Annotated in this window: 15 protein-coding genes; 2 read left to right on the top strand and 13 right to left on the bottom strand. The window is 63.3% G+C overall.

The window, feature by feature from the left end; translation table 11 throughout:
* Window positions 1-100: 100 nt before the first annotated feature.
* From BMY03_RS06640 to ccoN (BMY03_RS06590), 10 genes are all read right to left on the bottom strand, one after another.
* Window positions 101-628, bottom strand: coding sequence for a FixH family protein (locus tag BMY03_RS06640; RefSeq protein ID WP_094010587.1), 528 nt, complete (start codon window positions 626-628; stop codon window positions 101-103).
* Window positions 629-643: 15 nt separating this feature from the next.
* On the bottom strand, window positions 644-2,059 hold the full coding sequence (gene ccoG / locus BMY03_RS06635) for a cytochrome c oxidase accessory protein CcoG (protein WP_023631365.1): 1,416 nt from the start codon (window positions 2,057-2,059) through the stop codon (window positions 644-646).
* Window positions 2,060-2,365: 306 nt separating this feature from the next.
* Window positions 2,366-3,349 carry a cytochrome-c oxidase, cbb3-type subunit III gene (gene ccoP, locus BMY03_RS06630; RefSeq protein ID WP_038705712.1) on the bottom strand — a complete coding sequence of 328 codons (984 nt, stop codon included), beginning with the start codon at window positions 3,347-3,349 and terminating at the stop codon, window positions 2,366-2,368.
* Window positions 3,346-3,537: a CcoQ/FixQ family Cbb3-type cytochrome c oxidase assembly chaperone gene (locus BMY03_RS06625; protein WP_031315534.1), complete on the bottom strand. Its 192-nt coding sequence runs from the start codon at window positions 3,535-3,537 to the stop codon at window positions 3,346-3,348. Before BMY03_RS06625 ends, ccoP (BMY03_RS06630) begins: the two co-directional genes overlap by 4 nt.
* Window positions 3,538-3,542: 5 nt before the next feature.
* Entirely contained in the window at window positions 3,543-4,151 is a 609-nt protein-coding gene (gene ccoO, locus BMY03_RS06620) for a cytochrome-c oxidase, cbb3-type subunit II (RefSeq protein WP_023631369.1), read from the bottom strand.
* Window positions 4,151-5,593, bottom strand: coding sequence for a cytochrome-c oxidase, cbb3-type subunit I (gene ccoN, locus BMY03_RS06615; protein WP_023631368.1), 1,443 nt, complete (start codon window positions 5,591-5,593; stop codon window positions 4,151-4,153). Before ccoN (BMY03_RS06615) ends, ccoO (BMY03_RS06620) begins: the two co-directional genes overlap by 1 nt.
* A 434-nt stretch (window positions 5,594-6,027) precedes the next feature.
* Window positions 6,028-6,969 carry a cytochrome-c oxidase, cbb3-type subunit III gene (gene ccoP, locus BMY03_RS06605; protein ID WP_038705713.1) on the bottom strand — a complete coding sequence of 314 codons (942 nt, stop codon included), beginning with the start codon at window positions 6,967-6,969 and terminating at the stop codon, window positions 6,028-6,030.
* Window positions 6,966-7,160 (bottom strand): cbb3-type cytochrome oxidase subunit 3, encoded by a 195-nt coding sequence (locus BMY03_RS06600; RefSeq protein WP_023632287.1) that lies wholly within the window; start codon window positions 7,158-7,160, stop codon window positions 6,966-6,968. The genes ccoP (BMY03_RS06605) and BMY03_RS06600 overlap by 4 nt, the downstream gene beginning before the upstream one ends.
* A gap of 5 nt (window positions 7,161-7,165) precedes the next feature.
* A complete protein-coding gene (ccoO, locus tag BMY03_RS06595) occupies window positions 7,166-7,774 on the bottom strand; it encodes a cytochrome-c oxidase, cbb3-type subunit II (protein ID WP_038705714.1) in 609 nt (202 codons plus the stop codon).
* 13 nt (window positions 7,775-7,787) lie between these two features.
* Window positions 7,788-9,212: a cytochrome-c oxidase, cbb3-type subunit I gene (gene ccoN, locus BMY03_RS06590; protein WP_038705715.1), complete on the bottom strand. Its 1,425-nt coding sequence runs from the start codon at window positions 9,210-9,212 to the stop codon at window positions 7,788-7,790.
* Between the two features lie 49 nt (window positions 9,213-9,261).
* On the opposite strand from ccoN (BMY03_RS06590), the gene BMY03_RS06585 reads away from it, so the two are divergent.
* Window positions 9,262-9,954: an alpha/beta family hydrolase gene (locus tag BMY03_RS06585; RefSeq protein ID WP_094010754.1), complete on the top strand. Its 693-nt coding sequence runs from the start codon at window positions 9,262-9,264 to the stop codon at window positions 9,952-9,954.
* Between the two features lie 143 nt (window positions 9,955-10,097).
* Here BMY03_RS06585 and ppnP read toward each other — a convergent pair whose 3' ends face one another.
* Window positions 10,098-10,382, bottom strand: coding sequence for a pyrimidine/purine nucleoside phosphorylase (gene ppnP, locus BMY03_RS06580; RefSeq protein ID WP_038705716.1), 285 nt, complete (start codon window positions 10,380-10,382; stop codon window positions 10,098-10,100).
* A 71-nt stretch (window positions 10,383-10,453) separates the two neighbouring features.
* Window positions 10,454-11,005: a 3'-5' exonuclease gene (locus BMY03_RS06575; protein WP_094010586.1), complete on the bottom strand. Its 552-nt coding sequence runs from the start codon at window positions 11,003-11,005 to the stop codon at window positions 10,454-10,456.
* A gap of 184 nt (window positions 11,006-11,189) precedes the next feature.
* Here BMY03_RS06575 and BMY03_RS06570 point away from each other — a divergent pair, with 184 nt between their 5' ends.
* Entirely contained in the window at window positions 11,190-11,990 is an 801-nt protein-coding gene (locus tag BMY03_RS06570; RefSeq protein WP_094010585.1) for a substrate-binding periplasmic protein, read from the top strand.
* 98 nt (window positions 11,991-12,088) lie between these two features.
* On the opposite strand, the gene BMY03_RS06565 is transcribed toward BMY03_RS06570, so the two are convergent.
* Window positions 12,089-12,616: an RNA polymerase factor sigma-70 gene (locus BMY03_RS06565; protein WP_023632290.1), complete on the bottom strand. Its 528-nt coding sequence runs from the start codon at window positions 12,614-12,616 to the stop codon at window positions 12,089-12,091.
* Window positions 12,617-12,680 lie beyond the last annotated feature (64 nt).

The following is a 12,680-nucleotide window of genomic DNA, read 5'->3' as shown; positions in this document are numbered from 1 at the left end:
CTCTTCGTGCTACAGCGGGTTCGTGGGAGCGGGCTTGCCCCGCGATGGGCCTGGAATGCTGGTTTTCAGGCCCGCCCCCACGAGGTGTGGTGTGTCGTTGTTACTGGTGCTCGGCCCCTTGAATGGCTTCATCGCCCAGTTGCAAGGTTACCCCATGCTCGACCTTCTCCTCCTCGAACAACCGCCACACATGGTCGTCCTGGCTGCCGAGCAGTTCGACGAAGCGCCGGCCGTCGACCTTGTCGTCCAGCTGGCCGACATAGCGGCCTGGCTCGGTGCGTGCCAGCTGCACCTTGCGGTCCTTGGCCGGCTGGGTCGGCGAGATCAGGTTCAGCTCCAGCACCTGCGGGTCGCTGTTGCCGGTCAGGCGCACTTCGACTTCGCCGGTCAGCTCGTCCAGGTGCACGCTGGCCTTGAGGTTGAGGGTCTGGGCCAGCAGTTCACGGTCCAGCGAGCGGTTGATGCCTTTGCCGGCCTCATAGTAGTTGTCGTTGACCAGGTTGTCCGGGTTGCGCACGGCGATGCTGACCATGGTCAGGCTCAGGCATACCGAGGTGGCCAGGATGCCGATGATGATCCAGGGCCAGAGGTGCTTGTACCAGGGGCTGGCGGCGGTGGCGGCAGGCATTGTCTAGGTTCTCTCTCAGCGGATCTGTGGGCCGATGAAGCGGCTCTTGGCTTCAACCTGGCTGGCGCCGTCGTCGGCGTCCTTGAGGATGAAGGTGATTTCGTTGGTGGTCGAGGGCAGCTGTTCCGGTGCGACCGACAACTGCACTGGCAGGTTGACGATATCGCCGGCGGCCACACGGATCTCACGCTGGCCCTCGAGTTTGAGGTCGGGCAGGCCGGCGGCGTCGAGCACGTAAATGTGGTCGCGCTGATCCTTGTTCATCACCTTGAGGCTGTAGACGTTCTCTATCCGTCCTTGTGCGTTCTCGCGATAGAGCACGCGGTCCTTGGCCACGTCGAAGCCCACCAGCGAACGGGTGGCGAAGGCGGTCACCAGGGCGCCTATCATCACCAACAGCACCAAGGCATAGCCGATCAGGCGCGGGCGCAGCATGTGGGTCTTCTGCCCGGACAGGTTGTGCTCGGTGGTGTAGCTGATAAGGCCCTTGGGGTAGTTCATCTTGTCCATGATGCTGTCGCAGGCGTCGATGCAGGCGGCGCAGCCGATGCACTCGATCTGCAGGCCGTCACGGATGTCGATGCCGGTGGGGCAGACCTGTACGCACATGGTGCAGTCGATGCAGTCGCCCAAACCCTTGGCCTTGTAGTCGATGTCCTTCTTGCGCGGGCCGCGGGTCTCGCCGCGGCGCGGGTCATAGGAAACGATCAGGGTGTCCTTGTCGAACATCACGCTCTGGAAGCGCGCGTACGGGCACATGTAGATGCACACCTGCTCGCGCAGCCAACCGGCGTTGCCATAGGTGGCCAGGGTGAAGAAACCGACCCAGAAGTAGGCCCAGCCATCGGCCTGGCCGGTAAAGAACTCGATGGCCAGCTCGCGGATCGGCGAGAAATAGCCGACGAAGGTCATGCCGGTGACGAAGCCGATCAACAGCCACAGGCTGTGCTTGGCCAGCTTGCGCAGGAACTTGTTGGCGCTCATGGGCGCCTTGTCGAGCTTCATGCGCTGGTTGCGGTCGCCCTCGGTGACTTTCTCGCACCACATGAACACCCAGGTCCACACGCTCTGCGGGCAGGTGTAGCCGCACCAGACCCGACCGGCGTACACGGTGATGAAGAACAGGCCGAAGGCGGCGACGATGAGGATGCCCGAGAGCAGGATGAAGTCCTGTGGCCATATGGTGGCGCCGAAGATGTAGAACTTGCGCTCGGGCAGGTTCCACCACACGGCCTGGTGACCGCCCCAGTTCAGCCAGACGGTGCCGAAATACAGCAGGAACAGAGCAGCGCCGCCGACCATCCGCAACCTGCGAAAGAGTCCGGTGAAGGCGCGGGTGTAGATTTTTTCGCGCGAGGCGTAGAGGTCGACGGAATCCTTCCCTTTGCTGGCAGGCGGGGTGACATCATGTACCGGAATTTGCTTGCTCATTATCAAGTCCCACGGCAGTGGAGAAATGCCGCGGCCAGTGCGTGCCGGCCGCAGTCTCGCGCGTTCTGCTAGCGCTCTGCGGCCCATGATACGCCTGTGATGGCGCATGCGGGGCGCACTGCGACACTTAGTCGCGTTGGGTTCGTGGTGTGAATCGTGTTATGGCGGGTGTCAATTGATTCAGGTCAGTCGTCTGAGCTTTTTGCCCTGTAAGTGGGCGTGGGAGCGGGCTTGCCCCGCGATGGCGTCGCCAGCTTCGCGACCATCGCGGGGCAAGTCGCAGCGGTGCACCGCCGCTCCCATGGGTTACTCGGCCTTTGCTGCCTGCTGTTGCTCCTGATGCGACAGGCTGTACACGTACGCCGCCAGCAGGTGCACCTTGTCGTTGCCCTGCATCTGCGCCTGGGCCGGCATCTGGCCCTGGCGACCATAGCGGATGGTCTGTTGCAACTGGGCGAAGCTCGAACCGTAGATGAACGCCTGCGGGTGGGTCAGGTTGGGCGCGCCCATCGCCGGGGTGCCCTTGCCTTCGGGGCCGTGGCAGGCCACGCAGTTGGTGGCGAAGATTTCCTTGCCTTTGGCCGGGTCGGCCTTGGCGTCCTCGGGCAGCTTGCGGCCGTCAAGGTTGGTCAGCACGAAGGCCGCCACATCGGCCACCCCCTGTTCGCCGATCACCGTGGCCCAGCCTGGCATCACGCCATGGCGACCGTTCATGATGGTGGTCTTGATGGTCTCTGGTTCACCGCCCCAGCGCCAGTCGTTGTCGGTCAGGTTGGGGAAGCCGTAGGCGCCGCGGGCATCGGAGCCGTGGCATACCGAGCAGTTGGAGGCAAACAGGCGCGCGCCCATCTTCAGGGCTTGCGGATCCTTGGCCACTTCCTCCAGCGGCATGGCCGCGAACTTGGCGAAGATCGGCCCGAAGCGGGCGTCGGCCTTGGCCATTTCCTTTTCCCATTCGTGCACGCCGGTCCAGCCGGCCTGGCCGTTGGAAAACTCGGTCTTCTTTTCGTTGTCGACGTATGCGTAGCCCGGCAGGATGCCTTTCCAGTTGCCCAGGCCCGGGTAGAGCACCAGGTAGCCGAGGGCGAAGACGACGGTGCCGACAAACAGCCAGAACCACCACTTCGGCAGGGGGTTGTCGTACTCCTCGATGCCGTCGAATGCGTGGCCGACGACTTCGTCGGTAATCTCTTCGCGCTGGCCCCGGCGGGTCGACAGCAGCAGCCAGGTCAAGGCGAAGATGGTGCCCAGGGTCAGGACGGTGACGTACAGACTCCAGAAGGTTGTCATTGTTTTTTGCTCCTAGAAGCTTGTGCTTGCTCGACGTGACGGGTGGCTTCGGGGTCGTCCGCGAACGGCAATTGCGTTGCCTCGTCGAATTCCCGCTTGCGCCGTGGGCTGAACACCCACAGCGCCAGGCCCACGAAGGCCACCAGCACCACGACGGTGCCCAGGCCGCGAATCATCCCGATATCCATCACGGTCACCGTTTGCTCTTGATGAGGGTGCCAAGGCCTTGCAGGTACGCGACGAGCGCGTCCATCTCGGTCTTGCCCTTGACCGCGTCGGCGGCGCCGGCGATGTCTTCATCGGTGTAGGGGGTACCCAGGGTGCGCAGCACTTCCATCTTCTTGGCGGTGTCCTTGCCGTCGAGCTTGTGCTCGACCAGCCACGGGTACGACGGCATTTTCGACTCAGGCACCACGTTGCGCGGGTTGTACAGGTGCGCGCGGTGCCAGTCGTCCGAGTAGCGCCCGCCGACGCGGGCCAGGTCCGGGCCGGTGCGCTTGGAGCCCCACAGGAACGGGTGGTCCCACACGCTTTCGCCGGCCACCGAGTAGTGGCCGTAGCGCTCGGTCTCGGCGCGGAACGGGCGGATCATCTGCGAGTGGCAACCGACGCAGCCTTCGCGGATGTAGATGTCGCGGCCTTCGAGCTCCAGCGCGGTGCGTGGCTTCATGCCCTCGACCGGCTTGTTGGTGACGTCCTGGAAGAACAGCGGGACGATCTGGGTCAGGCCGCCGACGCTGACGGCGATGACCATGAAGAAGGCCATCAGGCCAATGTTCTTCTCGACTGCTTCATGCTTCATCAGTGGGCTCCCACAACGACGATCTTGGTGGCTTCCTCAGCCTCCACCGGGTTGGCGGCGCGTACGGTGCGGTACACGTTGTAGGCCATCAGCAGCATGCCGGAGGCGAAGAACGCACCGCCCAGGGCGCGAACGATGAAGCCCGGGTGGCTGGCCTGCAGGGCTTCGACGAAGGAGTAGGTGAGGGTGCCGTCGTCGTTGATGGCGCGCCACATCAGGCCCTGGGTGATGCCGTTGACCCACATCGAGGCGATGTACAGCACGGTGCCGATGGTTGCCAGCCAGAAGTGTGCGTTGATCAGCCCGATGCTATGCATCTGCTGGCGGCCGTAGAGTTTCGGGATCATGTGGTAGACCGCGCCGATCGAGATCATCGCCACCCAGCCAAGGGCGCCGGCGTGGACGTGGCCGATGGTCCAGTCGGTGTAGTGCGACAGCGAGTTGACCGTCTTGATGGCCATCATCGGGCCTTCGAAGGTGGACATGCCATAGAAGGCCAGCGACACCACGAGGAAGCGCAGGATCGGGTCGGTGCGCAGCTTATGCCAGGCGCCGGACAGGGTCATCATGCCGTTGATCATGCCACCCCAGCTCGGCGCCAGGAGGATGATCGACATCACCATGCCCAGCGACTGCGCCCAGTCCGGCAGCGCGGTGTAGTGCAGGTGGTGGGGGCCGGCCCAGATGTACAGGGTGATCAGCGCCCAGAAGTGCACGATCGACAGGCGATAGGAGTAGATCGGGCGTTCGGCCTGCTTGGGCACGAAGTAGTACATCATCCCCAGGAAGCCGGTGGTGAGGAAGAAGCCCACGGCGTTGTGGCCGTACCACCACTGGATCATCGCGTCGGTGGCCCCGGCGTAGGCCGAGTAGGACTTGAACAGGCTCACCGGCAGCGAGATGTGGTTGACGATGTGCAGCATCGCGGTGACCACGATGAAGGCGCCGTAGAACCAGTTGCCGACGTAGATGTGCTTGGTCTTGCGCTTGACGATGGTGCCGAAGAACACCAGGGCGTAGGTGACCCAGACGATGGCCAGCAGGATCGCCAGCGGCCATTCGAGCTCGGCGTACTCCTTGGTGGTGGTGAAGCCCATCGGCAGGGTGATCAGCGCGCCGACGATCACCGCCTGCCAGCCCCAGAAGGTGAAGGCGGCCATGCTGTCGGAGATCAGGCGGGTCTGGCAGGTGCGCTGCACCACGTAGTAGCTGGTGCCGAACAGGGCACAGCCACCGAAGGCGAAGATCACCAGGTTGGTGTGCAGCGGGCGCAGGCGGCCGAAGCTCGTCCATGGCAGGTCCAGGTTGAGCTGGGGCCATACCAGTTGCGAGGCGATGAAGACGCCGAGCCCCATGCCAAGGATCCCCCAGACCACCGTCATGATGGCGAACTGGCGGACGACCTTATAGTTATAAGCAGTCGGACTGATTGCAGTGCTCATTCTAAGGTTCCACGGTTTGGGTGTTCTTGTTGGTTGGTAAATCGGCGCCAGTATTGATAACCACCAGGGTTATGGCAACGCAAGTCATGTACGCCGACCCGTGTCCGGACCCTTTTCGCCACCGTCCCGTGGCGTTGGGGGCTGAACGATTGTACACAAATAAATATTTGTAATGTGTACCGTTTTCCAGGTTTTTCTGATCGATCGGTCAAGCTTTTGTTTCTGGGACGGGCACGCAAGGCACATCCCAAAGCCGCAGGCTCGAGCGTCCAGGATCGGTGCGTGATGTCAGGCTGTGCACCACGTCTGTTCCGGTCGCTGCGAGCGGAGCCACTGTGGCAACAAGCTTAGTTGTGTTCGGAGGGGGTGCAAGGCGGGGAGGGTGGAGCGGGCCTGTGGGAGCGGTCTGGCTCCCACAGGGGTGTTGCGCTTGTTTACTTGGCGGTTACGGTTTCCGGCACTTCATCCTGCGACAGGCTGTAGACATAGGCCGCCAGCAGGTGGACCTTGTCATTGCCCTGGATATCCTGCTGCGCCGGCATCTGGCCCTGGCGGCCGTAACGGATGGTCTGCTGTAGCTGGGCGAAGCTCGAGCCGTAGATGAACGCCTGCGGGTGGGTCAGGTCGGGTGCGCCCATGGCTGGGGTACCCTTGCCGGTGGGGCCGTGGCAGGCCACGCAGTTGCTGGCGAAGATCTCCTGGCCCTTGGCCGGGTCGGCCTTGACGCCTTCCGGCAGGCTGCGGCCATCGAGGTTGGTCAGCACGAACGCAGCGACATCCGCCACGCCCTGCTCGCCGATCACCGTGGCCCAGCCCGGCATCACGCCGTGGCGGCCGTTCATGATCGAGGCCTTGATGGTCTCCGGCTCGCCGCCCCAGCGCCAGTCCTTGTCGGTCAGGTTGGGGAAGCCGTACGAGCCCTTGGCGTCGGAGCCGTGGCACACCGAGCAGTTGGAGGCGAACAGCCGGCTGCCCATCTTCAGCGCCTGCGGATCCTTGGCCACTTCCTCCACGGGCATGGCGGCGTATTTGGCGAAGATCGGGCCGAACTTGGCGTCAGCCTTGTCCATTTCTTTCTGCCATTCATCCACCTGGGTCCAGCCGTTCTCGTAGCCGGGCAGGATGCCTTTCCAGTTGCCAAGGCCCGGGTAGAGGATCAGGTAACCGACCGAGAACACCAGGGTGCCGACGAACAGCCAGAACCACCATTTCGGCAGCGGGTTGTCGTACTCCTCGATGCCATCGAAGCTGTGGCCCATGGTCTGGTCGGTGGTGTCGCTGCTCTGGCCCTTGCGGGTGCCGAGCAGCAGCCAGGTCAGGCCGATCAGGCTGCCGATGGTCAGTACGCTGATGTACGTACTCCAGAAGGTGGTCATTGCCGGGTACTCCTCATTGCAGCAGGTTCCTGCCCGGCGGGGGGCAGGCGGTCGTCGACGAAGGGCAGCAGGCGCGCTTCGGCGAAATCACGGTCGCGGCGGCGGTTGAACACCCAGAGCGACAGGCCGATGAAGGCGATCATCACCACCAGGGTGCCCAGGCCGCGGATCATGCCGATGTCCATTTCCATCGCACTCACCTCTTGTTCTTGATCGCGGTGCCGAGCACCTGCAGGTAGGCGACCAGCGCGTCCATCTCGGTCTTGCCCTTGACCGCGTCCTTGGCCCCGGCGATGTCGTCGTCGGTGTACGGCACGCCCAGGCTGCGCAGCACGCGCATCTTGACGTCGGTGTGGCTGTTGTCGACCTGCGAGGACACCAGCCACGGGTAGGACGGCATCTTCGACTCAGGCACCACGTTGCGCGGGTTGTACAGGTGCGCGCGGTGCCAGTCGTCCGAGTAGCGGCCGCCGACCCGGGCCAGGTCCGGGCCGGTACGCTTGGAGCCCCACAGGAACGGGTGGTCCCAGACGCTCTCGCCGGCCACCGAGTAGTGCCCGTAGCGCTCGGTTTCGGCGCGGAATGGCCGCACCATCTGCGAGTGGCAGCCAACGCAGCCTTCGCGGATGTAGATGTCGCGGCCTTCGAGCTGCAGGGCGGTGTAGGGCTTCATGCCTTCGACCGGCTTGTTGGTGACGTCCTGGAAGAACAGCGGGACGATCTGGGTCAGGCCGCCGATGCTGACGGCGAACACCATCAGCAGGGCCATCAGGCCTATGTTTTTCTCAACGACTTCGTGTTTCATCAGGCTCTACTCCTCAAGCCAGCTGGGCATTGGCGGTGGCTTGCTCGTCAGCCGGGGCACGCACGGTGCGCCAGGTGTTCCAGGCCATCAGGAACATGCCGCTGAGGAAGATCACGCCGCCGACGAAGCGCACGACGAAGCCTGGGTGGCTGGCCACCAGGGTTTCGACGAACGAATAGGTCAGCGTGCCGTCGCTGTTGACCGCGCGCCACATCAGGCCCTGGGCGATGCCGTTGACCCACATCGAGGCGATGTAGAGCACGGTGCCGATGGTTGCCAGCCAGAAGTGCGCGTTGATCAGCCCGAGGCTGTACATGCGCTCCTTGCCGAACACTTTTGGAATGGTGTGGTACAGCGCGCCGATGGAGATCATCGCTACCCAGCCGAGCGCGCCGGCATGAACGTGGCCGATGGTCCAGTCGGTGTAGTGGGACAGGGCGTTGACCGTCTTGATGGCCATCATCGGGCCTTCGAAGGTGGACATGCCGTAGAACGCCAGGGAGACGACCAGGAAGCGCAGGATCGGGTCGCTGCGCAGCTTATGCCAGGCGCCCGAGAGGGTCATCATGCCGTTGATCATGCCGCCCCAGCTCGGGGCCAGGAGGATCAGCGACATGATCATGCCCAGCGACTGCGCCCAGTCGGGCAGGGCGGTGTAGTGCAGGTGGTGCGGGCCGGCCCAGATGTACAGGGTGATCAGCGCCCAGAAGTGCACGATCGACAGGCGATACGAATACACCGGGCGTTCAGCCTGCTTGGGCACGTAGTAGTACATCATCCCCAGGAAGCCGGCGGTCAGGAAGAAGCCCACGGCGTTGTGGCCGTACCACCACTGCACCATGGCATCGGTGGCGCCGGCGTACAGCGAATAGGACTTGGTCAGGCTGACCGGCACTTCCAGGTTGTTGACGATATGCAGGATCGCCACGGTCAGGATGAAGGCGCCGAAGAACCAGTTACCGACATAGATGTGCTTGGTGTTGCGCTTCATCAGCGTACCGAAGAACACCACGGCATAGGCGACCCAGACGATGGTGATCAGGATGTCGATCGGCCACTCCAGTTCGGCGTATTCCTTGGTGCTGGTGTAGCCGAGCGGCAGGCTGATGGCCGCCAGCAGGATCACCAGTTGCCAGCCCCAGAAGGTGAACGCGGCCAGGCGTGGCGCGAACAGGGTGGTCTGGCAGGTGCGTTGCACCGAATAATACGAGGTGGCGAACAGGGCACAGCCGCCGAAGGCGAAGATCACCGCGTTGGTGTGCAAGGGTCGCAGGCGGCCGAAGCTGGTCCACGGCAGGTCAAGGTTGAAGGCGGGCCAGGCGAGCTGGGCGGCAATGAAGACGCCGAGCCCCATCCCGACGATGCCCCACACCACCGTCATGATGGCGAATTGGCGGACCACCTGGTAGTTGTAGGCGGTACTGCTGGTTGTGTTCATGTATGGGTTCCCATCCACGGTTATAGGCAGGCTAGACAGCGAGGCAAGCATGATTAATGGGCAAAGTGCCGGTATTGACGGGGATCAATGGGCGAAGATCGGAAATGTCCCAGGCTTGCGCTGCGATCCTCCGCAAATTCCGGCGGATCGCGGCGTTTGCGGCTGCCTGATCCTGGCCCACGGCGCCGGTGCGCCGATGGACAGCGGGTTCATGGAGGACATGGCGCAAAGGCTGGCGGGGCAAGGGGTAGGGGTGGTGCGCTTCGAGTTTCCCTACATGGCCGAACGGCGGATGAATGGCGGCAAGCGGCCGCCCAATCCGCAGAAGGTGTTGCTGGAGTCCTGGCGGACTGTATACGAACAGGTGCGGCGTTTAGTCGCAGGGCCGTTGGCCATAGGTGGCAAGTCCATGGGGGGGCGCATGGCCAGCCTGTTGGCTGATGAACTGGGCGCCGATGCGCTGGTGTGTCTGGGGTATCCGTTCTATGCCGTTGGCAAGCCGGAGAAACCCCGCGTGGAGCATCTTGCGGGCCTGCGCACACGCACGCTGATCGTGCAGGGCGAGCGGGATGCCCTGGGCAATCGCGAGGCGGTCGAGGGGTATGCGCTATCGCCGGCGATCGAGGTGAGCTGGCTGGCGGCGGCGGACCATGATCTGAAGCCGCTGAAGGCCTCGGGGTTCAGCCACGAGCAGCATATGCAGGCGGCGGCGGAGCGGGTGGCGGCGTTTCTCAAGGTCTAGACCGCTTGGGGCTGCTTTGCAGCCCATCGCTGCGGTTCGTCGCCACGACAAGCCGGCTCCCACCCCGGCCACGCTGCCCTAAAGCCAAGCGCCGTCCCTGTGGGAGCCGGCTTGCCGGCGATGAGGGCGTTACAGGTTGGTGCTTAGTCGCGGTACTCGCACAGGTAGGCAGTGTCCACGGCTACCTTCAGTTGGAACTTGCTGTCGGCGGCCACGTTGAACTTGTCGCCAGCGTTGAAGGTTTCCCAGTTGTCGCTACCCGGCAGCTTCACGCTCAGGGCGCCGGAAACCACATGCATGATCTCGCGCTTGGCGGTGCCGAACTCGTACTCGCCTGGGGCCATCACGCCTACGGTGGCCGGACCTTCCTTGCCTTCGAAGGCGATCGACTTGACGGTGCCATCGAAGTACTCATTGACCTTGAACATCGGGCGACTCCTGAAAAGGGATGAAAAAAGGCTGGCCAGTATGCCCAAGGCCCGCCCCAGCGTCATCTGTTTCAGGCGGTGCCCGGCGGCAGGCTCGAGGGCAGCAGGCGGGCGGTGTTGCGCGCGTCTTCCAAGGCTCGGTGCTGCTGCCCGGAAAACTGCAGGCCGGCCAGTTGCAGGGCACTGTTCAGGCCAGCCGGGCGCTGCAGATGGCGGGCCTTGGCGAAACGTTGCTTGAGGTTGATATGCGGCAGCTGCTCCAGCACGCTGCGCACATGATGCAGTTGCCACTCCTGCAGCAACTGCTTGCGGTCGTAGTCGCCCCAGCTGACCCATGCGTGCAACTGCGCCTGGTGCGGTTGCAGCCATTGTTCGAACTGGCGCCAGACCAGGTCGAATTTTTCTGCGCCATCGACGTCGGCCTGGGCGATGTGGGTCAGTTGGCAGCAGAATGGCGTCAACTGCGGGCGCCGCCTGGGGCGTACGAAACGCTGGAAGTGATCGACCTCGCGCCCTTCGCGGGTGACCAGGCTCGCGCCGATTTCAATGATTTCCATTTCCGTGACCGGCCAGCCACCGTCGTCGGTGGTGGCTTCCAGGTCGATCACCAACCAGTGGCCCATGCCAGGCTCCCTTTCAATGCATGAAGGCCGACGGACTCTTTAGAGCCTGCCGGCCCGTAGAGCGTAGCCAAAGTCGAGGGCCACGGCATCCCCTGGCACTTTGGCATATTCGGCGGTTGTGCCCGTGTGGGAAAACGCCTAGCTTAGGCGCATTAAGGCCCCCACCCGTGATGAGTGTCCCGACTTGATTCCACTGTCCAGCGTCAAGGTATCGTCCTCCCTGTTATTGTTGGCCGCGGTATCGCTGGGCAGTGCGGCGCGGGCCGACGAGGTGCTGGAAGTGAAGATCGGGGCGGCGCACTTCCCACCCTATACCGTGCGCCCCGAGCAGGGCGCCGACACCGGTTTGCTGCCGCAATTGGTCGAGGCGTTGAACCGTTTGCAGTCCCGGCACCGTTTCGTCCTGGTGCCCACCTCGATCCCCCGGCGCTTTGGCGATTTCCAGCAAGGCCGCACCGACATGGCGATTTTCGAGAACCCGCAGTGGGGCTGGCAGGAAATTGCCCACAATACCGTGGACATGGGGCTGGAGGATGCCGAGATCTTCGTCAGCCGCCAGCAGGCCGGGCGTGACCAGCACTACTTCGACGACCTCGAAGGCAAGCGCCTGGCGTTGTTCAATGGCTACCACTACGCCTTCGCCGATTTCAATCCGGACCCGGCGTGGTTGAAGAAGCGCTACAGGGCGACCCTGACCTATTCCCACGACAGCAACCTGAACATGGTCGAGCGTGGGCGTGCGGACATCGCTCTGGTCACCCGTTCCTATCTCAGCGATTTCCTCAAGCGCAACCCGGACAGTTCCAGCCAGTTGCTGGCATCGCAGCGGGTCGACCAGGTCTACCACCACTACGCGCTGCTGCGTCCTGGGGCGTCCATCAGCCCCGAGGCGTTCGCCAGCCTGCTGCGCCAGTTGCGGGAAAATGGCGAACTGCTGCGCATCTTCCGACCGTACCAGATCACCGTCGAAGCGCCCCACGACTAAATTCTGGCAAGACCCTCGCGTATTCAGTAAGGAGTGGTGGCACGGTCGCTGAGGTAAACGCGGCCCTGCAAGAGCGGGTTTACCCAACTCCAACGGCCTCACCCCAGGCGGCTGCTCTTGCGGCAATGGATCAGCGCATCGCGGATCATGAAGTTGACCAGTGTCGGCGAGACGCCCAGCTCCTTGGCGATATCTTTCTGCGGCACGCCATGCAGGCGGTACATCTCGAAGGCGTAGCGGGTGCGCTTGGGCAATTCCTCGAGGGCGTCGGCGATGTGTTCCAGGGTGGCGAGGTTGATGTGGGTGGCTTCAGGTGAAGCGTTCTGGATGACCACGTTCATCCCTTCCTCTTCGCTGCCGGAGTACCTCAGTTCCATGGCCTGTTTGCGGTAGTGATCGATAGCGAGGTTGCGCACGATCTGGAACAGGTAGCTGAGCTGGGCCTTGAACGATGAGGTGATCTGCGGGGCGGCGCTGAGCCTGAAGAAGGCATCCTGCACCACATCCTCGGCGCGCGAGCGGCAGCCGGTAATGCGGGCTGCGATCTTGACCAGGATGCTGCGGTTGTCGACGAATGCCTGGAGTAACGGTGAATCGCACTTACCTGTGGATAGTTGTTCCGCCATGGAAATCACCTTGTCTCAGAGAGGAGAGGGAGCGCACCTCTTAAGGAGGCTTCCTACGACGTGC

Source organism: Pseudomonas soli (assembly GCF_900110655.1).
In the GTDB taxonomy this organism is placed as follows: domain Bacteria; phylum Pseudomonadota; class Gammaproteobacteria; order Pseudomonadales; family Pseudomonadaceae; genus Aquipseudomonas; species Aquipseudomonas soli.
Note: the sequence above shows the minus strand (reverse complement) of the source record. Positions and strands in the feature narration are given on the sequence as shown.

Excerpts from the sequence above, each read along its gene's own strand:
- BMY03_RS06565 (WP_023632290.1), bottom strand. The coding sequence starts at position 12,616 with ATGGCGGAACAACTATCCACAGGTAAGTGCGATTCACCGTTACTCCAG.
- ccoO (WP_038705714.1), bottom strand. The coding sequence starts at position 7,774 with ATGAAACACGAAGTCGTTGAGAAAAACATAGGCCTGATGGCCCTGCTG.
- ccoN (WP_023631368.1), bottom strand. The coding sequence starts at position 5,593 with ATGAGCACTGCAATCAGTCCGACTGCTTATAACTATAAGGTCGTCCGC.
- BMY03_RS06625 (WP_031315534.1), bottom strand. The coding sequence starts at position 3,537 with ATGGATATCGGGATGATTCGCGGCCTGGGCACCGTCGTGGTGCTGGTG.
- BMY03_RS06640 (WP_094010587.1), bottom strand. The coding sequence starts at position 628 with ATGCCTGCCGCCACCGCCGCCAGCCCCTGGTACAAGCACCTCTGGCCC.
- ccoP (WP_038705712.1), bottom strand. The coding sequence starts at position 3,349 with ATGACAACCTTCTGGAGTCTGTACGTCACCGTCCTGACCCTGGGCACC.
- ppnP (WP_038705716.1), bottom strand. The coding sequence starts at position 10,382 with ATGTTCAAGGTCAATGAGTACTTCGATGGCACCGTCAAGTCGATCGCC.
- ccoG (WP_023631365.1), bottom strand. The coding sequence starts at position 2,059 with ATGAGCAAGCAAATTCCGGTACATGATGTCACCCCGCCTGCCAGCAAA.
- ccoN (WP_038705715.1), bottom strand. The coding sequence starts at position 9,212 with ATGAACACAACCAGCAGTACCGCCTACAACTACCAGGTGGTCCGCCAA.
- BMY03_RS06585 (WP_094010754.1), top strand. The coding sequence starts at position 9,262 with ATGATTAATGGGCAAAGTGCCGGTATTGACGGGGATCAATGGGCGAAG.
- BMY03_RS06600 (WP_023632287.1), bottom strand. The coding sequence starts at position 7,160 with ATGGAAATGGACATCGGCATGATCCGCGGCCTGGGCACCCTGGTGGTG.
- ccoP (WP_038705713.1), bottom strand. The coding sequence starts at position 6,969 with ATGACCACCTTCTGGAGTACGTACATCAGCGTACTGACCATCGGCAGC.
- BMY03_RS06575 (WP_094010586.1), bottom strand. The coding sequence starts at position 11,005 with ATGGGCCACTGGTTGGTGATCGACCTGGAAGCCACCACCGACGACGGT.
- ccoO (WP_023631369.1), bottom strand. The coding sequence starts at position 4,151 with ATGAAGCATGAAGCAGTCGAGAAGAACATTGGCCTGATGGCCTTCTTC.